This window comes from Parabacteroides sp. D25, assembly GCF_000307475.1.
In the GTDB taxonomy this organism is placed as follows: domain Bacteria; phylum Bacteroidota; class Bacteroidia; order Bacteroidales; family Tannerellaceae; genus Parabacteroides; species Parabacteroides distasonis.
Genome location: NZ_JH976502.1, coordinates 643,497 through 664,835 on the forward strand (window position 1 = coordinate 643,497; position 21,339 = coordinate 664,835).

Annotated in this window: 21 protein-coding genes; 13 read left to right on the plus strand and 8 right to left on the minus strand. The window is 46.1% G+C overall.

Features of this window, described 5'->3' with window-relative positions:
- From HMPREF0999_RS09655 to HMPREF0999_RS09675, 5 genes are all read right to left on the minus strand, one after another.
- Positions 1-267, minus strand: a 267-nt coding sequence (locus tag HMPREF0999_RS09655) for an RNA polymerase sigma factor (protein WP_009275816.1), incomplete at its 3' end; no start/stop codon positions are given.
- Positions 268-365: 98 nt separating this feature from the next.
- Entirely contained in the window at positions 366-1,220 is an 855-nt protein-coding gene (locus HMPREF0999_RS09660; protein ID WP_009275817.1) for a sugar phosphate isomerase/epimerase family protein, read from the minus strand.
- A 21-nt stretch (positions 1,221-1,241) separates the two neighbouring features.
- Positions 1,242-2,756, minus strand: coding sequence for a Gfo/Idh/MocA family oxidoreductase (locus HMPREF0999_RS09665; protein ID WP_005854795.1), 1,515 nt, complete (start codon positions 2,754-2,756; stop codon positions 1,242-1,244).
- Between the two features lie 28 nt (positions 2,757-2,784).
- Positions 2,785-4,053: a DUF1080 domain-containing protein gene (locus HMPREF0999_RS09670; protein WP_009275818.1), complete on the minus strand. Its 1,269-nt coding sequence runs from the start codon at positions 4,051-4,053 to the stop codon at positions 2,785-2,787.
- A gap of 486 nt (positions 4,054-4,539) precedes the next feature.
- Positions 4,540-6,051: a bifunctional ADP-dependent NAD(P)H-hydrate dehydratase/NAD(P)H-hydrate epimerase gene (locus HMPREF0999_RS09675; RefSeq protein WP_005854801.1), complete on the minus strand. Its 1,512-nt coding sequence runs from the start codon at positions 6,049-6,051 to the stop codon at positions 4,540-4,542.
- A gap of 123 nt (positions 6,052-6,174) precedes the next feature.
- Between HMPREF0999_RS09675 and hpt the strand changes: the two genes are divergently transcribed.
- The 9 genes from hpt to rny all read left to right on the plus strand — a co-directional run bounded on the left by hpt (position 6,175) and on the right by rny (position 12,721).
- Positions 6,175-6,711: a hypoxanthine phosphoribosyltransferase gene (hpt, locus tag HMPREF0999_RS09680; protein WP_010183721.1), complete on the plus strand. Its 537-nt coding sequence runs from the start codon at positions 6,175-6,177 to the stop codon at positions 6,709-6,711.
- A gap of 36 nt (positions 6,712-6,747) precedes the next feature.
- Positions 6,748-7,320, plus strand: a complete 573-nt coding sequence (locus tag HMPREF0999_RS09685; RefSeq protein ID WP_005854805.1) for an adenylate kinase — start codon at positions 6,748-6,750, stop codon at positions 7,318-7,320.
- A gap of 15 nt (positions 7,321-7,335) precedes the next feature.
- Complete coding sequence (obgE, locus tag HMPREF0999_RS09690; protein WP_005854807.1) at positions 7,336-8,496, plus strand: GTPase ObgE; 1,161 nt, start codon at positions 7,336-7,338, stop codon at positions 8,494-8,496.
- Positions 8,468-9,295: a peptidoglycan editing factor PgeF gene (gene pgeF / locus HMPREF0999_RS09695; RefSeq protein WP_009275819.1), complete on the plus strand. Its 828-nt coding sequence runs from the start codon at positions 8,468-8,470 to the stop codon at positions 9,293-9,295. The genes obgE and pgeF overlap by 29 nt, the downstream gene beginning before the upstream one ends.
- A gap of 27 nt (positions 9,296-9,322) precedes the next feature.
- Positions 9,323-10,012: a B3/4 domain-containing protein gene (locus tag HMPREF0999_RS09700; protein WP_009275820.1), complete on the plus strand. Its 690-nt coding sequence runs from the start codon at positions 9,323-9,325 to the stop codon at positions 10,010-10,012.
- Between the two features lie 122 nt (positions 10,013-10,134).
- Entirely contained in the window at positions 10,135-10,335 is a 201-nt protein-coding gene (locus HMPREF0999_RS09705; RefSeq protein WP_005854813.1) for a winged helix-turn-helix domain-containing protein, read from the plus strand.
- A gap of 150 nt (positions 10,336-10,485) precedes the next feature.
- Positions 10,486-10,779, plus strand: a complete 294-nt coding sequence (locus HMPREF0999_RS09710) for a hypothetical protein (protein ID WP_005864886.1) — start codon at positions 10,486-10,488, stop codon at positions 10,777-10,779.
- Between the two features lie 5 nt (positions 10,780-10,784).
- Entirely contained in the window at positions 10,785-11,075 is a 291-nt protein-coding gene (locus HMPREF0999_RS09715) for a cell division protein ZapA (RefSeq protein WP_005864888.1), read from the plus strand.
- Positions 11,076-11,182: 107 nt separating this feature from the next.
- Positions 11,183-12,721 carry a ribonuclease Y gene (gene rny / locus HMPREF0999_RS09720; protein WP_009275821.1) on the plus strand — a complete coding sequence of 513 codons (1,539 nt, stop codon included), beginning with the start codon at positions 11,183-11,185 and terminating at the stop codon, positions 12,719-12,721.
- A 63-nt stretch (positions 12,722-12,784) separates the two neighbouring features.
- On the opposite strand, the gene HMPREF0999_RS09725 is transcribed toward rny, so the two are convergent.
- The 3 genes from HMPREF0999_RS09725 to HMPREF0999_RS09735 form a co-directional block, all read right to left on the minus strand.
- Positions 12,785-14,653, minus strand: coding sequence for an LTA synthase family protein (locus tag HMPREF0999_RS09725; RefSeq protein WP_008780187.1), 1,869 nt, complete (start codon positions 14,651-14,653; stop codon positions 12,785-12,787).
- The gene (locus HMPREF0999_RS09730) at positions 14,650-16,266 is read right to left on the minus strand and encodes an ABC-F family ATP-binding cassette domain-containing protein (RefSeq protein WP_005864892.1); all 1,617 of its coding nucleotides are present in this window, start codon (positions 16,264-16,266) and stop codon (positions 14,650-14,652) included. The genes HMPREF0999_RS09725 and HMPREF0999_RS09730 overlap by 4 nt, the downstream gene beginning before the upstream one ends.
- A 73-nt stretch (positions 16,267-16,339) precedes the next feature.
- On the minus strand, positions 16,340-17,185 hold the full coding sequence (locus HMPREF0999_RS09735; RefSeq protein ID WP_008773381.1) for a Bro-N domain-containing protein: 846 nt from the start codon (positions 17,183-17,185) through the stop codon (positions 16,340-16,342).
- 196 nt (positions 17,186-17,381) lie between these two features.
- Between HMPREF0999_RS09735 and HMPREF0999_RS09740 the strand changes: the two genes are divergently transcribed.
- From HMPREF0999_RS09740 to HMPREF0999_RS09750, 4 genes are all read left to right on the plus strand, one after another.
- Positions 17,382-17,678: a nucleotidyltransferase family protein gene (locus tag HMPREF0999_RS09740; RefSeq protein ID WP_005854828.1), complete on the plus strand. Its 297-nt coding sequence runs from the start codon at positions 17,382-17,384 to the stop codon at positions 17,676-17,678.
- Positions 17,679-17,746: 68 nt separating this feature from the next.
- On the plus strand, positions 17,747-18,082 hold the full coding sequence (locus HMPREF0999_RS21865) for a hypothetical protein (RefSeq protein ID WP_008780188.1): 336 nt from the start codon (positions 17,747-17,749) through the stop codon (positions 18,080-18,082).
- A gap of 700 nt (positions 18,083-18,782) precedes the next feature.
- Entirely contained in the window at positions 18,783-20,306 is a 1,524-nt protein-coding gene (gene purH, locus HMPREF0999_RS09745) for a bifunctional phosphoribosylaminoimidazolecarboxamide formyltransferase/IMP cyclohydrolase (protein WP_005854829.1), read from the plus strand.
- Positions 20,307-20,317: 11 nt separating this feature from the next.
- A complete protein-coding gene (locus HMPREF0999_RS09750; RefSeq protein WP_005854830.1) occupies positions 20,318-21,337 on the plus strand; it encodes a rod shape-determining protein in 1,020 nt (339 codons plus the stop codon).
- Positions 21,338-21,339 lie beyond the last annotated feature (2 nt).

Genomic DNA, 21,339 nt, shown 5'->3' on the forward strand with positions numbered 1-21,339 from the left:
AGTTCCGGTAGAACGAAGGTAATTGAGGCATTCGTTCTGTATAGCTCTGTATAAATAAGCGTTTAAAGACGTGTGAATATCGATGTTCTCACGCTTTTCCCAGAAGCGGAGGAAGACGTTTTGTAAGATGTCTTTTGCGTCTTCCGGGTCGGGGATAAATTTCCGGCAATGTATATAAAGTTGGAGATAAACAGACTTGAACAGGGTATTAAAGGCGGTTATATCTCCTTGTTTGATCAATTCGATTATTTTGTTGTCAGATGCCATTTTATTCCCGTGTATTATTAGAAAGGTGGAGCGTATAGGCAAGGAGAACATTCCTTGGGCCTATACGCTTACTACCTGTCAATTAATGCTAATCCCTATTATAAGATTTCGTTTGCGGTTTTATTGAAGTATTGGATACATTCTTTAATGTCTGGTACTGAGTTTTCCCAGTTGTATTCATACTCGATAGAGAATACTCCCTTGAAATTCTGGGATTTGAGTTCTTTCAACATTTCCTTTACATCTAGGATGCCTGTGCCCCAGATTACGTCGTGTTGCTCTTTCTCTCCTGCTTTTTTCGGAGCGATGTCCTTGAAATGCAAAGAGATGATCCGGCCTTTGAGCTGTTTTAAGCAATCGATCTGGTTTAATCCCTCCCGGCGCCAATGGCCTACGTCGGAACAAGAACCAAGCGATTGACTACGTCCGGAGATGGCTTTCAGCAGGTTCTCCGGTTTCCAGTAGTCGGAAGGCTGCGGGTGATTATGGACGGAGATCTTAATGTTGTATTGCTTAGACAATTTTTCTACCAAGTCCCAGTCACTTAAAGCAGGTTCGCAAGTAATGAACTCTAGGTCCATCGCTTTCGCGAACTTGAACATCTTTTCCCAATCGGATGACTTTTCGGCTACATACACCCCGGTTCCTACGATCTTGATGCCTTTGGATGTCGCTAGCTCCTTGATCTCTTTCTGGGTTTGTGCGTCAAGATTGAAATCGAATACTTTATCCCCCCATTTACCTCCGAGCTTATGGCCGGGATAGATCTCGATATACTTCAATCCGAGTTCTTGCGTCTTGTCGAGAGCTTCCGTCAAAGGAAACAGATGGAAACTATAGGATTGCATACCTAGACGCCATCCGTTCTTCTCGGCTTTCGTTTGCGCTTCGGTTGGAATAGCCAATAGGCAGCAAACGAGCGCTATCATTATTTTATAGATATGTCTTATCATATTCGGTTGTTATTAAAAGGTTTATCTTGGCATATCAGGCAAAGAGAAACCGTTGTTATACGTATGCTTGATCCATTCGTTGGCCATCTCCGCAGCGTTAAACTCGGCGAAGCGACGGTCGAAACGCGGATCTCCGTCAATTACCTTGAAATCATCCACCGTGACGATCTTGATCTTATCGTTCGGGGAGATGTTCGTAAACCGCATGTTCTCTCCATCCCATTGCAACTCACGATGCAAACCTTGCAGTCCGGAGAGGCGAACGGCCAAGACTCCCATCACGACCATCTCGTTGAACGGACCGGAGAACTGGAAGTTGGATGAGGCTTCCGTACGATTTTCCGGGGATTCCTTACATGCACGGATCCAGTCTTGCTCATGGGCGTTGGTAGACCATATGTCTCCATTGCCGCCTTTCACTCTCGGGATCGTAGGTTTGGGCTGGTTGAAATGCTCCATGTCGGAAACCGGTAATAAGGTCGGGTTCATTCCGTAACAGCCTGTCATGATCTTTCCTTTCGTTCCGATGAAGATGATACCGCCGTTCTCGTCGCCCATCATCTGCCCGTCTTTCAATTCTTCCGGACGGGGAGGCATCAAGCCACCATCGTACCAATAGACTTTTACTTCCGGCATCTTGACATTTCCTTTGGGCGGACGTGCGGGGAATGTATACGTTACGATCTGTGCGTGAGGTGGGGAGTACAGGTTACTCAAAGTCGAGCTGCCGATTACGCTGGTCGGATATTTTAAGTCGAGTGCCCAATACAACGGGTCCATGATATGGCAAGCCATATCGCCCAAGGCTCCGGTTCCGAAGTCCCACCATCCACGCCAGTTCCAAGGGGTATAGACCGGATTATAAGGCCGCTTTTGAGCCGGGCCGATCCATAAATCCCAATCCAGTGTCTTCGGGCACTTCGGGGTATCGTTTGGCTTCATCAAGCCTTGGGGCCAGATGGGGCGGTCTGTCCAACAATGTACCTCATATACATCGCCGATTACGCCAGACTGTATCCACTCTGCGATCTGCCGGCACCAGTCGAATGAGTTACCTTGGTTACCCATTTGGGTGGCTACCTTATATTTCTTCGCCAGTTTGGTAAGCAAACGTGATTCGTAAACGGAGTGGGTAAGCGGTTTTTGCGTATAACAATGCTTGCCTAGCGTGATTGCGTGGGCAGTCACGCCGGCATGTGTATGGTCCGGGGTGGCTACCATAATCGCGTCGATGGATTTACCCATCTCATCGAACATGACACGCCAGTCTTTAAAGCGTTTAGCCTTCGGATAGTCCTTGAAGGTCTTGTCCGCATAATGCCAATCCACATCGCATAAAGCTACGATATTCTCCGTGTTCATGTTGGCGAGGTTACGACGTCCCATACCGCCGACACCGATACCCGCGATATTCAGTTTGTCACTAGGAGCTGTATAGCCAAAGGATTTACCGAGCACGGAACCCGGAACGATCGTTAGTCCGGCTGCCGCTACGGCTCCGGTCTTGAGGAAACTTCTTCTCGAAATGTTTTTCATAACTATTAAATTTTAAGAAAACGATATACTATAATGTTTGTAAATGAAGGTTGCGCCAGAGAACCTTGATGCCGCCACCATCATGTATTTGTAATGCGATACGTCCTTGACCGGCTCCGATCTTTTCATCCCGGATGTTTACCATCTCCTCTCCGTTGAGCCAAGTTTGTACATTATCTCCTTGTACCCGGATACGCATCGTGTTCCACTCTCCTTGTTTTAGGATGTTCTCCTTCTCGTCCGGGATCTGTATCAACCATCCTCGTCCGTAGGATTCGTAGATACCGCCCGTGTCAAAGCCTTTGGGGGCGACTTCCACTTGCCAGCCGTTTACCTTTACGTCTTTTTCTTCTACAAAGGAACGAATAAATACGCCAGAATTACCATCTTTTTCCTGTTTAAATTCCACGGTAAGGTCAAAATCGTCGTAATATTCCCGGGTAGCTAGATAGCCGTATTGTTTATCCGGGCCACTTTCGCATACTAATAAACCATCTTTTACATACCATAATTCTGTACCGTATTTATCCCAGTTCGTAATGTCCTCGCCGTTGAATAAACGAGCCTCTCGTGTCTTGCGGGGAAGTTCCTTGATCTTGATATTACGGAACCATGCGGGATAACCGTGGTCTTGCAAACAAATCAAGCCTTTATGCGCTAATCCGTATTCGGGAGCGTTCGCCCATTTACCGCTGTTCTTGCGGGAGAACCAATCATCAGACCATGCATCGAACTCTACGGTTTTGTGCCCGTTCATAAAGTAGGTGACATGTCCGTTGTCAAAAATAATCTTAGAGTTGTTCCATTCGCCGGCCGGATGTACTTTTATCGTGTTGAAGTCCGGTAAATACATCGCGTAATCCACTCCGCAACGTTGCCAATCTTCCAATGGCTCCGCGAAATTGATATCATCAATCAATTGATACTCGGGACCGGTAACGTAGGGAACCGGGAATTGAGGACGTTCTACCACATGATATAATAAACCGCTATTTCCTCCTTTCGAGATTTTCCAGTCCCACGAAAGCTCAAAATTCTCATAAGCCTTGTCGGTGACGATGTATCCGCTGGCATCGCTACCTTGCCCGTCCGCTTGGATGGTTCCGTTTACAACTTCCCAAGGTCCGGTCAAGGCGGTTCCGTTATAATCCCGCCAGCCATCCAAGGTTTCCCCATCGAATAGAAGTTCCCAGCCTTCCGCTTTCTCTTGTTCGGTCAATGTGTTATGCTTCGTGTTATCACAGGAGATTAAACCGAAAGCGGCTACCATTGCGAACGATACGATTGTTATTTTCATGTACGTATAGCTTTATTGTTAATACAAATTTGTCGGTGTTTTATATATGAGACAACTCTGGGGCAAGGGATACGTAAGCTCTTTTCCCTTTTTTATTTATTTTAACGGAAGTGTATGGCAATCGGTCATTTATTAGTCGGCAAACGCAGTAGTACTGACTTTGCCAAGTAATATATACAAACATCGCCAACGCAGTATATCTGATTTGGATACACTAAATACATTATATGATGTAGCCAAATGTTGCTGTAATAGTTATGGTATCAGTTACAATAACTCTACTTTACAGAGCTTTGTCATAAAAGATATCGCCGACATTTATCGAGTGAGTAAGAAAAGGTTGAAATGTGATAGCAAAAGGCGTTGGGGTACCATGAAAATTTACTACCACCATTCTATATGTACACTGTAAGTCCGTATAATATATGGAATAGCGGTAGTAATTGTAACAAACGAGAGTAAAAACGCCCGTTGTTTTTGCTGGATTTATTTGATTTGCTTAAACGCTTTTCCGAGCATATCCGTGATGTCGCTGGCGATCATGCTCTCTTCCGAGCGGAAAGCGGCGGCGAGATCACCGGCTGTACCGTGCAAGAATACTCCGACTACAGCGGCAGTTTCCGGAGAATAGTCTTGCGCCAATAAGCTGAGGATGATGCCCGTCAGCACGTCTCCGCTACCGGCGGTTGCCATGCCCGGATTTCCGCAACTATTGAAATAAATGTTTCCTGCCGGAGAACAAATAGCGGTATAAGCACCTTTCAATACGATACAAATCTTATGTTCGGCGGCGAAAGATTGCGCTTTCATCAAACGGTCGTATGAGTTCGTGCTTTCACCCGCTATCCGATCGAACTCCTTCGGATGGGGAGTGAGGATGCTCCGTGGCGGGATCTTATTGAATAAGTCCTTGTTGGATGCCATTATATTAATAGCGTCCGCATCGATAACGACTGGTTTTGTGCTGGATTGCAGGATACGTTCGATCGCTGCTGCGGATTCTAAATGCTGTCCGAGTCCCGGTCCCATACCGACAGCGGAGTAACTACCTATCTCGGGAACCGTAGAGAAATAATCAGGATTTGCGTCTAGACTTAACATCGCTTCCGGGAAAGCGGTCTGGAAGATTGATTCGCCTCGGGTCGGGATATGCACGGTCAATAGTCCGGCTCCACTCCGTAAGCATGCCTTCGCGGATAATAGGGCGGCTCCCATTTTTCCTTTACTTCCGGCGATCAATAAAGCATGTCCGAACGTTCCCTTATGGGCGAAACGTTTGCGAGACTTTAACGAATAGGATATATCTTCTTCCGTAACCAATGAGTAAGGGGAAGCCGTCTCATAAATTGCGTCCGGATGGATTCCGATATCCAGTATTTTCCACTCGCCTACGTATTGTTCATTCTCCGGAAAAAGAAACGCCAGTTTCGGGAAGCCGAATGTCAAGGTTAAGCTGGCCTTGATGATCGCCTCCGAGTCATTCTTACGATTATCTTCCCCGAATAAGCCGGAAGGAATATCGATCGCTACGACTTCCGCCTCGGATTGGTTGATATAATTGACCATAGCGGCGAAACCTCCGGTGAGAGGACGGTTTAATCCCGAACCGAACAAGCCATCGATCACCACGTCTCGGTCGGTTAGCGTCGGCGGCTCAAAGTCACGGACCACTTCCGTAAATTCGATCCGTTCCATGTCGAGCAGACGCTGCTTGTTTTGCTCACACTCTACGGACAGATGCTCTGTCGGGTTGAATAAATACGTCTCTACCCGGTATGATTCCTCGTTCAAAAGGCGGGCGATGGCCAAAGCGTCGGCTCCGTTATTGCCTTGACCGGCGAAAATCACGATGCGGACCTGCTTGGAGTAGCGCCGGCAAAACTCATGGACGAACGTCGTAGCGGCACGCTCCACTAAGTCGATCGAACTAATTGGCTCGTGTTGAATCGTATATTGGTCGAGCTCCTTTACCTTGTCTGTAGCGAATATCTTAATCATAATTCTAGATGTCTGGGGTTTTATTCTGCTTACAAATGTATAACAAACTTTGGTATGTTGCTACACTTTTTTGTGCATCGCCGAAAAAGTTGTACATTTGTCCCCTCGAAAACCGAAAGATTTATGGACAGAATTCGTCTAAAAGACAAAGAATTTGAACTGTTTATTCCGGAGTCGGATATTCAGGCGGCTATCGCTAAAATGGCCGTTCAGATTAAAGCGGATGTGGAAGGGAAAAATCCTCTATTCGTGGGTGTGCTAAACGGGGCTTTTATGTTTGTCGCCGAGCTGATGCGTGAGCTGGATGTTCCGTATGAGCTGACATTCGCTCGTTATTCCTCGTATCAAGGAACTTCCAGTACGGGCATATTGAATGAGATCATGCCGGTGCAGGCTGATATTCGCGGACGTATGGTGATCTTATTGGAGGATATTATCGATACGGGCTTTACGATGAGCTACGTGATGGAGAAGCTTCGGAGCGAGGGTGCCGCCGATGTAAGATTGGCAACGATGCTTTTCAAGCCGGAATCCTTGAAATGCGAGTTGACTCCGGATTATGTAGGCTTACAGATACCCGCTGATTTTATCGTGGGACATGGTTTGGATTATGATGAGTTGGGCCGCTCATATAAGGATATCTACAAGGTTGTGGAATAAAATAGTATACATTATATATAATAAAGGAACAATAGTATGTTGAACGTGGTTATTTTTGGTGCTCCCGGTTCAGGTAAGGGAACACAAAGTGAGTTGATTATTAAAGAATACGGTTTGGATCATATCTCTACTGGCGATGTATTGCGTGGCGAGATGAAGGCTGAGACAGAACTGGGCAAGATCGCTAAGGATTATATCGAGAAGGGACAATTGGTTCCGGACGAGTTGATCGTTGATATGTTGGCGAATGTATTGGATAGCAAGAAGCCGGCTAAGGGCGTAATCTTCGATGGTTTCCCTCGTACGATCCCTCAAGCGAAAGCCTTGAAGAAGATGTTGAACGAGCGTGGAACAGACGTTTCCGTTATGTTGAACCTTCAAGTAGAGGAAGAGGAGTTGATCAAGCGTTTATTGGAGCGCGGTAAAGTATCCGGACGTTCTGACGATAACTTGGAGACGATCAAATCCAGACTGGATGTTTACCATACTCAAACAGCTCCTTTGGCAGACTACTATGTAGGTGAAGGCAAGCACGTGGCCATCAAAGGGATGGGAACAATCGAGGAAATCTTCGGTCGTATCAAAGAGGCGGTTAATAACGTAAAATAATTGAAATAAACCAATATGGCTGAATCGAACTTTGTAGATTATGTCAAGATCTATTGCCGCTCAGGAAAGGGTGGAAGAGGGTCTTCTCACTTCCGTCGTGAGAAATACATTCCGAAAGGAGGTCCCGACGGGGGCGATGGAGGGAGAGGAGGTCATGTGTATCTCCGTGGTAACCGGAATTACTGGACGCTCCTTCACTTGAAATATGAGCGTCATATCATGGCCACCAATGGTGAGAGTGGTAGCGCGAAGCGTAGCTCGGGTAAAGACGGGGAGGATCGAGTAATCGAGGTTCCTTGCGGTACGGTTGTTTACGATGCTGAGACCGGAGAGTTTATTTGCGACGTTACGGAAGACGGTCAGCAAGTGATGTTGCTGAAAGGCGGTCGTGGCGGTCTGGGGAATTTTAACTTCAAGACGGCTACCAATCAAGCGCCCCGTTATTCGCAACCGGGTGAGCCGGCATTGGAACGTACGGTGATTCTTCAGTTGAAATTGCTGGCCGATGTCGGTTTGGTAGGCTTCCCGAATGCGGGTAAATCTACCTTGCTTTCTGTCGTATCCGCCGCTAAACCGAAGATCGCTAATTATCCTTTTACTACGTTGGAGCCTAATTTAGGCATCGTGAGTTATCGCGATAACCGTTCGTTCGTAATGGCCGATATACCGGGTATTATCGAAGGAGCAAGCGAGGGAAAAGGTTTGGGACTTCGTTTCTTACGTCATATCGAACGTAATTCATTGTTATTGTTCATGGTTCCCGCAGAGGCGGATGATATCAAGAAAGAATACGAGATCTTGCATAATGAATTGGTGAAGTATAATCCGGAATTGCTGGATAAACGCCGTGTATTGGCGATTACCAAGAGCGATATGCTGGATGAGGAATTGATCGAGGCTTTGTCGCAAGACTTGCCGGAGGGAATTCCGTATGTCTTTATATCTTCTATCACGGGACTGGGTATTGTCGAGTTGAAAGACCTTTTATGGAAAGAGCTGAATAAGGAGAATTTCCATGAGGCAGAGCGAATTGTCCATAAGAATATAGATGTAAGCACGTTAGAATTTGAGGACGACGACGAATACATCTTCCCCGTGGACGAGGACGAGGATGACCCGGATGAGGAATACGAGGAATACTGGGACGATGATGAAGATGAAGATACAAGAAAATAAGCAAATAGAGGTGTCGCGGTTCTCCGGGTTAAGCGGATACCGCGACATTTCTCATTTTACGACAACACGTCATGGCGGCGTGAGTACGGGAACGTACGCTTCGATGAATCCGGGCGTTTATACCGAGGATGATCCGGGCTTCATCCGGAAGAACTTGGAACTTCTTTCGGATGCGGTCGGGATTTCCCTAGAGAATATGGTTATACCTCATCAGACCCATGAGGATCGAGTATTGGCGATCGACGCATCTTTCCTTTCGCTGAATGATAAAGAGCGGAAGCAGCGTTTGGAAGGCGTGGACGCTTTGGTGACGAATGTTCCGGATGTATGTATAGCCGTATCTACGGCGGATTGTGTCCCTGTCTTGTTATATGCGCCAGATCGTAAAGTGGTAGCTGCCGTCCATGCGGGTTGGCGGGGTACGGTTTTACACATAGCTCGTAAGGCGGCAAGCTTGATGATCGAGGCATACGATTGCGATCCTACTCAATTGGTTGCCGGAATAGGTCCCTCTATCAGTCAAGCGGCATTTGAGGTGGGAGAGGAAGTCGTAAAAGCTTTTCAAATGGCGGGCTTCCCAATGGAGCGGATTCTTCGACGTAATGCGGAGACTCAAAAAGCGCATATCGATCTATGGGAAACCAACCGTTTACAATTGTTAGAGGCAGGATTGCTCTCCGAGCATATAGAGATCGCTGGCATCTGTACTTATATTCGGTATGAGGATTATTTCTCCGCTCGTCGCCTCGGTGTCAAAAGCGGCCGGATCCTTACCGGGATATGCTTGAAAAAATCTTAGTTATATTGGCTCAAACTTATAATAGACATGATTTCAATCACTCTTTCATCTGAGATATCGGAGGCTTGCCCCGATCTTCACGTGTTGGCTATCGCCTGCCAAGTAAAGAACACGGAGCCCGATGAACGACTTTGGGAAGAAATAACCCGTGTTGAGGAGGACATCCGTTCTACCTGTAAGATAGAGGATATTAATAAGTGGACTCCTATTTTCGCTACCCGTCAGGCTTATAAACGTCTGGGGAAAGACCCGAATCGGTATCGCCCTTCCGCCGAGGCGTTAAGACGGCGGATACTTCGCGGGCTTCCTTTATATAAGATAGATACCTTGGTGGATATCGTCAATCTGGTTTCTATCCGTAGCGGTTATTCTATCGGAGGATTTGACGCGGATAAGATTGTAGGCGGATTGGAACTAGGTGTCGGAAAAGAGGGGGAAATTTATCACGGTATCGGACGTGGTAAATTGAATATCGCCGGTCTTCCAGTCTACAGGGATGGAGTAGCGGGTGTCGGAACGCCTACCAGCGATGAGGAACGTACCAAGATTGAAATGTCGACCACTTCATTGTTAATGATTCTGAATGGTTATTCCGGTAAGGAGGGCTTATTGGAAGCGGGTGGTTACTCGGTTGACTTATTAAAAAGATATGTCTCAGCGGTAAACGTGGAAGCGGAACTGATATGCCGAGAAAACAGAGGAAAAATAACGTTATAACCGTGTTAATATTGTTTACAAAGCGAAAAATGTCCATCTTTTATGCTAAAAAACATCTATAATCTTTTGTTTTAATCATTTAATCTATAAATTTGTCCCCAGTAATCAAATGTTATCATAAAATGATTGAATTAATTGGTACAAACGCCGGCCTTGTATGGAACGTTTTAAATGAAGGCGGTAAAATGAGTTTTAAGGCAGTGAAGAAAGCCACGAAGATTAAAGCGGAAAAAGATATGTACGCCGCTTTTGGTTGGTTGGCGAAAGAAGGTAAATTAGCTTTCGAGGAGATTGAAGGTGAAATGTATGTTTCTTTAGTGTAAACAAGAGGAACGTTTACAAGAATTAGGGAGGGCTGTTCGATTTTTTTGGACGGCCTTTTTATTTGTCCATACGTTTTCTGTCAAAATAATTAAGTCTACAGTTGGTTAATTCAATTCAAAAACTTACTTTTGTGTAGAATTTGGTGTGAAATGACCGAAGATCATAAGAGATTGTTAGCTGTATTTGAGGTTAGAGTTCGTGATTTGATGGCGTTATGCGATCAGCAGAAACGTAGAATTGACGAACTTACAGCTGCTTTGAGCCTTAAAGACGAGGAGTTGCGGCAGGCGAAGGATATGATTGAAGGATTGAATGCCAAATGTGATAACATGCTGACGGCGCGAATTGTTTCCACGAACGAGGAAGAGATGAAGAACGCCCGGATGCGGTTATCAAAATTAGTGCGGGAAGTAGACAAGTGCATCGCACTTTTAAATGAATAGAAGCGATGGACGAAGAATTTCTTATAAATATAGTGATAGCCGGAAAGAAATATCCGCTTACGATCAAACGTCATGAGGAAGAGTTGGCGCGTGCCGCCGCTGATCAGATCAACAGCAAGATTCTTCAATACAGGCAGCATTTCGCGGTCGAGGTGGATACGAAAGATTTGTTAGCCATGGTGGCTTTTCAACTCTCGATGCATAATCTGGAGTTGGAAAAACGGAATGATACAAATCCTTTTACGGATAAGATACAGGAGCTTACAACCGAGTTGGAAGGATATCTGAAGAAATAACATACATATTGTAAGAAGAGAGTTTCCGCACTGCTTTGCACGGTGAGACCGTGTGATGGTAGTGCTTTTTTTGTATATAAATAAATGAATCTTAAATTATTAGTTAAATGGTTGGAATGTATATAATCATACCGGTAGTAACCTTCATCATTGGTGGGTTGCTTGCGTGGCTGGGCATGCGTTTCCTTCTGAAGTCGAAGTACGACTCCGTGCTTCAAGAGGCGGAGAAGGAGGCCGAGGTGATAAAGAAGAACAAGATGCTGGAAGTAAAGGAGAAGTTTCTTCATTTGAAAGCGGACTTGGAAAAACAGGTATCACAGCGTAACGCTAAGATCCAGTCTGTCGAGACTAAATTGAAACAAAGAGAACTGACGATGAATCAACGTCAGGAAGAGTTACAGCGTAGGAATAACGAGGTAGAGGCTGTAAAGGAGAATTTATCTTCTCAGTTGGAGTTGGTGGAGAAGAAGAAGCAAGATTTGGATAAACTTCATCAGAAGGAAGTGGAGCATTTGGAGGCTATCTCCGGGTTGTCCGCCGAGGAAGCCAAAGAGCGTTTGATCGAGTCCTTAAAGGATGAGGCAAAGACGCAAGCCGCTTCTTACATCAACGAGATCGTCGAGGAGGCGAAGATGACCGCTAATAAGGAGGCGAAGAAGATCGTGATCCAGTCTATCCAACGGGTAGCGACGGAGACGGCTATCGAGAACTCTATTACCGTGTTCCATATTGAATCGGACGAGATCAAAGGCCGTATCATCGGTCGTGAGGGACGTAATATCCGTGCTTTGGAGGCCGCTACCGGTATTGAGATCGTGGTGGATGATACGCCTGAGGCTATCGTTCTTTCCGGATTCGATCCGGTTCGCCGTGAGATCGCTCGTTTGGCCTTGCATCAATTGGTACAGGACGGACGTATCCATCCGGCTCGTATCGAGGAGGTGGTAACGAAGGTGAAGAAGCAAGTGGAAGACGAGGTCGTAGAGACTGGTAAGCGTACCGTGATCGATTTGGGTGTGCACGGTTTGCATCCGGAATTGATCCGTATGATCGGTAAGATGAAGTATCGTTCTTCTTATGGACAAAACTTGTTGCAACATGCTCGTGAGACGGCCAACCTTTGTGCCGTGATGGCTTCCGAGTTGGGCTTGAACCCGAAGAAAGCGAAACGTGCCGGATTGTTACATGATATTGGTAAAGTGCCCGATGATGAGCCGGAATTGCCGCACGCTATCTTGGGTATGAAGCTTTGCGAGAAATATAAGGAGAAACCGGATATTTGCAACGCCGTAGGCGCTCACCACGATGAGGTGGAGATGCAGACGCTGTTGGCTCCGATCGTACAGGTTTGCGACGCTATTTCAGGTGCTCGTCCGGGAGCACGTCGTGAGATCGTAGAGGCTTATATCAAGCGTTTGAATGATTTGGAACAATTGGCTTTATCGTATCCGGGTGTCGTCAAGACTTACGCTATCCAAGCGGGTAGAGAGTTGCGCGTCATCGTTGGCGCTGATAAGATTGACGATAAGGACACCGAGAACTTGTCCGCTGAGATCGCTAAGAAGATTCAGGATGAGATGACTTATCCGGGACAGGTTAAGATCACGGTGATCCGTGAGACTCGTGCGGTAAGCTACGCTAAGTAAGAATATTATTAATATAAATAAAAAAGGCCGGCTTGTGTAAGTCGGCCTTTTTTATATCTGTCGTTATCGATTTCCCAGATCGTCGTATAAAGTTTGTAATAGGACTTTTCCTTTCTCCAAGCGGGTCTCGTTTCCGCTTTCAGGTTCTTCTACTAAAATCTTGTTCCCTTCATTGTCGTATACGGAAACACCGGATTCGTCTATAAAGCCAAATCCATTATTGAATGTATAAAAGGCGTAATGCGGGACGCAAGGATTCAATATATCTTTGCTGAATGAGAACTCATCTGTGGGGAGACCCATCTGATTTAATAAGGTGGCTGCCAAATCGGTCTGGTTTGCGTACGTATCGATCACTTTAGGTTCAGCGATCGCTCCACCTAGCCATAGCATAGGTATGTGGAAACGCAAAGGTCCGTACTCCTGCATGTTTTCAGGGTAACGGTATCCGTGGTCGGAGACAAAGATGACTACCGTATTTTTCCATGCCGGCAGTTCCTTGAACGTATCAATGAAATTGCCGATACAGCTGTCCGTAAATGCGACGGAGTTTAGATAGGGATGCTCCAAATGGTGAAACGGGACCTCGAAAGGCTCATGGCTACTTAATGTTAGGAATGTACTTAACCAAGGTTTGCCGTCGACTGGTCTTTGCTTGATATCCTCGTAAAGATGCGAGAACGTGATATCGTCGTTTGCTCCCCATTTACTCAGACGGCTACTCAAGGGAAAATCACGGTCTGCCGTTATCTTGCTGTAGCCGGAACTATAGAAATAACTTTGCATATTCGTGAAATTGATATCACCTCCATAGAGCATATCTGCCGTATATCCTTCTTTGTTAAGACTCTTTGCGATAGATGGAAGGGTCTGGCTTTTCACCGGATACTTCATGATGGAGGTGGTGGGTTGGGCTAAATAGCCGTTCAATACGGAGACTAAGCCTCGATCGGTACGGAACGAGTTGGCATATAGGTTCGTGAATAATACACCCTCTTTGCTCAGCCGATTCAAGTTCGGCGTAATTCCCGGCTCACCGCCAACAGCCTCGATAGCATTTGCCGTGAAACTCTCCATGATGATAATGAGAATATTGGGACGAGTCGTTGTCAATAGCTTGACAGGCTCTGTAGGTATGGAATCTCCCGGGCATAAGGAGTCTTGGGCTTGAATGAGCGTATCGAATAAGGCTTTCCGCTTTTCCTCCGGGTAGAAATCGAATTGCGAGGCAAAATCCTGTTGCTTACTCAATGAGGCTATCAGACTGAAACACGGGTTGATCGCCGAATGATTCAAGAACTGGTTCTGGCTGAAATAAACCATGCCGACATTCGCCGTAGACGTAGTTACGCCTCCCCGGATCGGAATAAACAATATTCCCCCCGCTAAGAGGATGGCGAAAGTACTTCCCAATTGTTCCAATCCCGTAGGTGGAAAGCTAGGCTTTACTGGTGCGAACCGGAGGATGAAGGTGAACCAAGCATAGATACCTAGCGCATATGCCACGAATACCAATAATTGGATAAAGAACAATCCCAACGGAACACTCGCCATCGCATCGGCAGGCGATTGCAGGTAGAAGAATAAAGTAGCGTCCAACCTGAATCCCCAAAAGCTGTATAAAGCCACATCTACGGAGAAGATCGCAGATACCAGAATTCCCATGATCAAGAAGTACCCTTTCAATACCTTCTTCAACCAAGCGCCCGGAAGCCAAACTGATACTAGAGTCAATAGGAGAGGGATGGCCGTAAGGTATCCCGCTATCGTACAATCCAGCTTCAGCCCATGAAGCATAACCTGTAGGAAGTCCGTGAAGGTACAAGCCTCGGACAACGCATGCTGATAAAACATAAATACCGGTTTTTGAATAACAAAAACCGGTAGCCATGCGATAAAAACGATTAGTATGAATAATAATCTTTTTTTCATTTCGAATATAACTTTTCCCGTAACTCCGCGATAGCCGGATCTGTGATGTAATCATCGTAATCCATCATCTTATCGATGATACCGTTAGGAGTCAGCTCGATGATACGGTTCGCCACGGTCTGTATGAACTCGTGGTCATGACTGGAGAACAGGATATTTCCCTTGAATGTCTTCAACGTATTATTGAAGGCTTGGATGGATTCCAAGTCCAAGTGGTTGGTCGGAGTATCCAAGATCAAGCAGTTGGCGTCGGTGAGCATCATACGTGAGATCATACAACGCATCTTCTCACCTCCGGAAAGTACGCTTACCTTTTTCATAAGCTCCTCGCCCGAGAACAACATACGTCCGAGGAAGCCTTTCAAGAATACCTCGTTAGTATCCGGCGAGAACTGGCATAACCAATCGAGCAGGTTGATATCTGTATTGAAATATTTGGAGTTATCGAGAGGAAGATAAGAGGTCGTGATCGTCTGTCCCCACTGATACGTACCGGCATCCGCTTTCTCCTCACCGTTGATGATCTGGAACAAGGCGGTCATGGCACGAGGGTCGTGACTGATAAATACGATCTTGTCATCCTTCTCCACGAAGAAGTTCAAGTCCTTGAACAATACCTGTCCGTCGATACTCTTCGACAATCCTTTCACCTCTAGGATCTGGTTGCCCGGTTCGCGGTTAGGCGTGAACAAGATTCCCGGATAGCGGCGTGAGGACGGTTTGATCTCCTCGATATTCAGCTTCTCCAACATCTTCTTGCGACTGGTGGTCTGCTTGGACTTCGCTACGTTGGCGCTGAAACGGCGGATAAATTCTTCCAACTCTTTCTTCTTCTCCTCGGCTTTCTTATTCTGGTTCTGCTGTTGACGAAGGGCTAACTGGCTAGACTCGTACCAGAAGCTATAGTTTCCGGCGAATAATTGTAATTTACCAAAGTCGATATCCACGGTATGCGTACAAACGGAGTCGAGGAAGTGACGGTCGTGGCTAACAACCAATACGGTATGCTCGAAATTAGAGAGATAATTCTCCAACCAAGAAACCGTCTCAAGGTCCAAGTCGTTCGTCGGCTCATCCAATAATAGGTTATCGGGCTGTCCGAACAAGGCACGGGCCAATAAGACACGTACTTTCTGCTTACCGCTCAAGTCCTTCATATACATATAATGCAAATCCTCCTTGATGCCTAGTCCGCTCAATAGGTTGGCGGCGTCGCTCTCTGCGTTCCAGCCTTCCATCTCTGCGAATTTCTCTTCCAGTTCCGATACGCGGATACCGTCGGCGTCGCTGAAATCAGGTTTCTCGTAAAGGGCGTTTTTCTCGCTCATCACCTCCCATAAGGTCGTGTGCCCCATCAATACGGTATCCATTACCGTATATTCATCGAACGCGAAGTGATCTTGGCTCAATACGGAAAGGCGTTCGCCCGGTCCTAGGTTAACGCTACCTCTGGTAGGGTCCAATTGCTTGCTGATTACACGAAGAAACGTAGATTTTCCGGCCCCGTTAGCACCGATAATACCGTAGCAATTGCCCGGTGTAAACTTCATGTTCACATCCTGAAAAAGGATGCGTTTTCCAAACTGTACGTCCAGATTGTTAACTGTTATCATATTTCGTATACCTATTAAATTGCGATTGAGGATGCAAAGGTACGAAAAATATTGTTTATCTTATCATTGGATGTCATACATCCCGCTCGTTCTCTCCCTTTTTTAGGCTAATTATCTTTTGGGCGTTGAGCGGTGAGATAACGCTTTTCCCGGTTTTGGCTTCCAGCTCTAATCGGGCGTTACGAGCCACCTCGCCTCCTTGTTGGGCGACATTTATGTGCTCGCTAAAGGTGTCTGGTTCCGATGCTTCTGATATTTCCTTGGTAGATAACTCGGCCAGCATGTTTAATACAAGCTCTTTGTTTGTCATATTATCTCGAAGATTCTCTTTTCTTAATCCTTTGAATCGTTTATATTCCTTGGAGGTCATGTCGGACCATGACTTATAGATTATGTCGGTTAATGTAGCGAAATGGAGGCCTTCTTCCAGTCCTCTCTTCTTCCATTCGTCTGTTAGATCTTTCCGTATCTCGATGGATTTCAATCGTTGGTTGATCCAATTATCCGAATAGCCCAATCGTTTATAATCGGCCATGGCTTGCTCGATAGACAATTCCGGGTCTTGCATTTGATCCAAACGTTCCTTCGCTACTTGGGCGATCCATAACTTAAAAGGTTCTGCTTTTGGAGATGGTACTGATTGGATAAGGCGGAAGAGTTGCTCGGTATTGGCTACGTCGGTTAAATATTTCTTGCCATCAGCGGCCTGCATTTTCAGTTGACTACAATTTGTAGTCAACTCGCTACCTTCTCTTTTCAATCTGGTTTTTAATACACTCCAGTATTTTCGAGGGTTGGGGCTATCTGTTAAAATAGATATAACATCAACGATCGAGAAATACCATTCCTCTTGTTCGTCATCCCATATGGCGCGAACTTTTCTTTCTTCGAATAAGCGGATAGATTCTTTTTGTGTCATTTGTAGTTGCTTTGAGTAGTTATAGACAAAGGTAAATGAGAATTTAGTATATCCATAGTTTAATAGTTTGATTAAAAGTTTATTTATCGCAAAGTAAGTATATTAATCTCATTTAAGCAAACGATACGCGGTTTAAATGAGAAGGTACGAAAAATATTGCTTATCTTTGCATTATACATTAATATCCAATTGTGTAATGAATAAACAATCTGTCATATCTCTTCTTCGGAAAGCAAAGCAGCCTTTGTCGCAGAGTTGCGGTGTAAAGCAGTTGGGGCTTTTTGGCTCTACTGTTCGTGAGAGCAATACGGAAAGTAGTGATGTGGATATATTGATCGACTTTGAGGATGATAAAGAGACTTATTCCAATTTCCTTTTGGCTTGTGAGATATTAGAGAAGCTTTTTGACAGATTGAAAGTGGACATAGTCACCCTTAAAGGGTTAAGCCCTTTTATTGGCCAGCAGATATTAAAGGAGGTAGAATATGTGTAAGACCCCTATCGCTTATTTGCTGCATAGTAGGGCTTTATGCGATTTTGGCTGTGTGCGACCTCTGTTTTATGGGAGAACCATGGTGCCGATACCTGCATAACGTGGGGATTATCGTGGGGTGCGTGTGCTTTATCAGCCTCACGGCGACCTGTTTGGAGCGAGGGCTTTGTCGGGTAAGCGGTTTTCTGGCGGGGAGCAGCTTCTTTGTTTATGCTTATCATGGGATGCCGTTGGCGTTGGCTATCAAGGTGGTGGTTCGGTATCTCCCTCCGGGGTCTGAGTTAGAGGTGATAGGCTTGTATTTGGGATCTGCCTGTGTGGTGATAGGGATCGGACTCGCTTTGTATGGCGGGATGAGGCGGTGTGTCCCTTCCTTTTTATTGCTGATTACTGGTGGACGATAGTTCTCATCACTAAAATGGCTTGTCTGCGTAATTCGCTTATTCGTGGCTTTTTGCTTGGGATGGGCGCTTTTCGCTGACAAGCCATTCCTTTGAATAGACTGAAATAGCGGGAATAGAGGGGAGAAAAGAGAGGATTTGGTTGTCTTTTCATGCTGCGGATAGGCATTGTAAGGTTGTTACGATCCAGTTGTAGGGTGTTTACGGCGGCGTTGTTAGTTGCTTTCGACTACGAATGCTATTGTTTTCGAGTGAAAAGTCTATTGTTTTCGAATAAGAAGTCTATTGTTTGTATGTTTGAGGGTGATAAGAGACGGGAATCCTCGCTAGAATAAAAGCTCCAAAAACGATATATCCTTGGAAGATAACTAATTGCGGATTTTTATTCTCAAATATGGAAACCGACTGTACTCTGGGGCGAAATATTCGATTCTCTGGAGCTTTAGAATACAAAATGTCAGAATGTCAAATTGGGCGATCTTCTATTATTAACAAAGGAAATCTCATTATCTTAGGGCAATGTCATATGTTGTAGAGACGGGGCGTGCCCCGTCTCCCGTATCATGTGCGATGGATTCATGTTTCTTTGGCTATGGATGAAATTTGGTATGGTTGCCTTGTTTTTATCTGAATAATAAGGCTGGATTGGAAATAAATATCTACTTTTGTGCTCTAAAACATTAAAGTAAACGAAAATAGAAAGATGGCTGCAACGAAACGAATGAAACGTGCCTTGGTCTCTGTGTTTCACAAAGACGGGCTGGACGAAATCCTAAAGAAATTGCATAGCGAGGGTGTGAGCTTTGTATCAACAGGTGGTACTCAATCATTTATCGAGTCATTGGGTTTGCCTTGTGATGCGGTAGAGGACTTGACTTCTTATCCGTCTATTTTGGGCGGTCGTGTGAAGACGCTTCATCCGAAGGTGTTCGGTGGTATCTTGGCTCGCCGCGAGAACGAGAATGACCAGAAACAATTAGCCGAATATGAGATCCCGGAGATCGACTTGGTTATCGTTGACCTATATCCTTTCGAGGAGACTGTCGCTTCCGGCGCTGAGGAACAAGCGATTATTGAGAAAATAGATATAGGCGGTATCTCTTTGATACGTGCCGCCGCGAAGAACTTCAAGGATGTGGTAATCGTAGCTTCCAAGGCTCAATACCAGCCGTTGATGGATCTTTTGAACGAGAAGGGCGCTGAGACAAGCATCGAGGATCGTAGATGGTTCGCCAAAGAGGCGTTCGCCGTTTCCTCGGGTTACGACTCCGCTATCTTCAATTATTTTGATGGCCGCGAAGGTTCCCATTTCCGTGCAACGGTAGATAGTCCGATGCATTTGCGTTATGGCGAGAATCCTCATCAAGCCGCTAAGTTCTATGGTAAGTTTAACGATATGTTCGATCAAATCCATGGAAAAGAGATTTCTTACAACAACTTATTGGATATCGACGCTGCCGTGAACTTGATCGATGAGTTCGACGAGCTGACGTTCGCTATCTTAAAACATAATAACGCTTGCGGTATCGCTTCCCGCGGTAATGTGGTTGAGGCTTGGAAAGAGGCTTTGGCCGGTGACCCGGTTTCCGCTTTCGGTGGCATCTTGATCACGAATACTACGATTAACAAGGAAGTGGCCGAGGAAATCAACAAGATTTTCTTCGAGGTGATTATCGCTCCGGCTTACGACGCTGACGCGCTGGAGGTACTTCAACAGAAGAAGAACCGTATCATCTTGATCCGTAAGGATTGCAAGACTTGCCCGATGCAGTTCCGTTCTTTATTGAATGGTGTCTTGATGCAGGAGAAGGACTTGAGCATCCAAGGTAAGGCTGATTTGGAGCCTATGACGGATAAGCAGCCGACAGCCTCGGAGGTTGAGGACCTGTTGTTCGCCAACAAAATCGTGAAGAACAGCAAGTCCAACGCGATCACCTTGGTGAAGAACAAGCAGCTTTGCGCCAGCGGTATCGGGCAGACCTCTCGTGTGGACTCTTTGAGACAAGCCATAGAGAAGGCTAAATCATTCGGCTTCGACTTGAATGGCGCCGTGATGGCTTCCGACGCTTTCTTCCCGTTCCCCGATTGCGTTGAGATCGCAGACCAAGCAGGTATCACGGCCGTAATCCAGCCGGGAGGCTCTATCAATGATAAGTTGTCTGTCGAGTACTGTAACCAACATGGTTTGGCTATGGTGAAGACAGGTGTTCGTCATTTTAAACATTAATAATAAGACTAATGGGATTGTTTTCTTTCACACAAGAAGTTGCCATAGATTTGGGTACCGCCAATACCATTATCACGTGTAATGATAAGATGGTGGTAGACGAACCTTCGGTGATTGCTTTGGATGCTCGCTCGGACAAGGTGCTGGCTGTCGGTAAGGTGGCCCGTGAGATGTACGAGAAGACGCACCCGAATATTCGTACCGTACGACCGCTTCGTGAGGGAGTTATCGCGGATTTTTACGCTGCCGAGCAAATGATTCGCGGCTTTATCAAGATGGCGAGCGGAAGGAAGCGCTGGTTCGCTCCGTCCTTACGTATGGTGATCGGTATCCCTTCAGGTAGTACGGAGGTAGAGATACGTGCCGTGCGAGACTCTGCCGAGCATGCCGGTGGACGTGATGTGTACATGGTTTTTGAGCCGATGGCTGCCGCTATCGGTGTCGGTATAGATGTCTTGGCCCCCGAGGGTAATATGATCGTGGATATAGGCGGTGGTACTACCGAGATCGCTGTCATCTCCTTAGGTGGTATCGTGTCGAATAAATCAATCCGTATGGCGGGTGACGATTTAACGGCTGATATCGTGGAGTATATGCGTCGCCAACACAACGTGAAGGTGAGTGAGCGTATGGCCGAGCGTATCAAGATCAACGTGGGTTCCGCGCTTACGGTATTGGAGGACGCTCCGGAGGATTACGTGGTTCACGGCCCGAATCAGATGACTGCCTTACCGATGGAGGTACCCGTCTCTTATCAGGAGATTGCCCACTGTTTGGATAAGTCTATCTCGAAGATAGAGGCGGCTATCTTGAGTGCCTTGGAGCAAACCCCTCCCGAGTTATATGCCGATATCGTGAAAAACGGTATCTATTTGGCTGGCGGTGGCGCTATGCTTCGCGGTTTGGATAAGCGCTTGCGGGATAAGATGAATATCCAGTTCCATATCGCCGAGGATCCGTTGCATGCCGTGGCGAAAGGTACGGGAGTCGCTTTGAAGAATATTGAGAAGTTTAATTTCTTAATCCGATAAGA

Excerpts from the sequence above, each read along its gene's own strand:
- rny (WP_009275821.1), top strand. The coding sequence starts at position 11,183 with ATGGTTGGAATGTATATAATCATACCGGTAGTAACCTTCATCATTGGT.
- pgeF (WP_009275819.1), top strand. The coding sequence starts at position 8,468 with ATGATGAAGATGAAGATACAAGAAAATAAGCAAATAGAGGTGTCGCGG.
- HMPREF0999_RS09675 (WP_005854801.1), bottom strand. The coding sequence starts at position 6,051 with ATGATTAAGATATTCGCTACAGACAAGGTAAAGGAGCTCGACCAATAT.
- obgE (WP_005854807.1), top strand. The coding sequence starts at position 7,336 with ATGGCTGAATCGAACTTTGTAGATTATGTCAAGATCTATTGCCGCTCA.
- HMPREF0999_RS09740 (WP_005854828.1), top strand. The coding sequence starts at position 17,382 with ATGAATAAACAATCTGTCATATCTCTTCTTCGGAAAGCAAAGCAGCCT.
- HMPREF0999_RS09750 (WP_005854830.1), top strand. The coding sequence starts at position 20,318 with ATGGGATTGTTTTCTTTCACACAAGAAGTTGCCATAGATTTGGGTACC.
- hpt (WP_010183721.1), top strand. The coding sequence starts at position 6,175 with ATGGACAGAATTCGTCTAAAAGACAAAGAATTTGAACTGTTTATTCCG.
- HMPREF0999_RS09670 (WP_009275818.1), bottom strand. The coding sequence starts at position 4,053 with ATGAAAATAACAATCGTATCGTTCGCAATGGTAGCCGCTTTCGGTTTA.
- HMPREF0999_RS09685 (WP_005854805.1), top strand. The coding sequence starts at position 6,748 with ATGTTGAACGTGGTTATTTTTGGTGCTCCCGGTTCAGGTAAGGGAACA.
- HMPREF0999_RS09700 (WP_009275820.1), top strand. The coding sequence starts at position 9,323 with ATGATTTCAATCACTCTTTCATCTGAGATATCGGAGGCTTGCCCCGAT.
- HMPREF0999_RS09660 (WP_009275817.1), bottom strand. The coding sequence starts at position 1,220 with ATGATAAGACATATCTATAAAATAATGATAGCGCTCGTTTGCTGCCTA.
- HMPREF0999_RS21865 (WP_008780188.1), top strand. The coding sequence starts at position 17,747 with ATGGGAGAACCATGGTGCCGATACCTGCATAACGTGGGGATTATCGTG.
- HMPREF0999_RS09735 (WP_008773381.1), bottom strand. The coding sequence starts at position 17,185 with ATGACACAAAAAGAATCTATCCGCTTATTCGAAGAAAGAAAAGTTCGC.
- purH (WP_005854829.1), top strand. The coding sequence starts at position 18,783 with ATGGCTGCAACGAAACGAATGAAACGTGCCTTGGTCTCTGTGTTTCAC.
- HMPREF0999_RS09665 (WP_005854795.1), bottom strand. The coding sequence starts at position 2,756 with ATGAAAAACATTTCGAGAAGAAGTTTCCTCAAGACCGGAGCCGTAGCG.
- HMPREF0999_RS09725 (WP_008780187.1), bottom strand. The coding sequence starts at position 14,653 with ATGAAAAAAAGATTATTATTCATACTAATCGTTTTTATCGCATGGCTA.
- HMPREF0999_RS09710 (WP_005864886.1), top strand. The coding sequence starts at position 10,486 with ATGACCGAAGATCATAAGAGATTGTTAGCTGTATTTGAGGTTAGAGTT.
- HMPREF0999_RS09715 (WP_005864888.1), top strand. The coding sequence starts at position 10,785 with ATGGACGAAGAATTTCTTATAAATATAGTGATAGCCGGAAAGAAATAT.
- HMPREF0999_RS09730 (WP_005864892.1), bottom strand. The coding sequence starts at position 16,266 with ATGATAACAGTTAACAATCTGGACGTACAGTTTGGAAAACGCATCCTT.
- HMPREF0999_RS09705 (WP_005854813.1), top strand. The coding sequence starts at position 10,135 with ATGATTGAATTAATTGGTACAAACGCCGGCCTTGTATGGAACGTTTTA.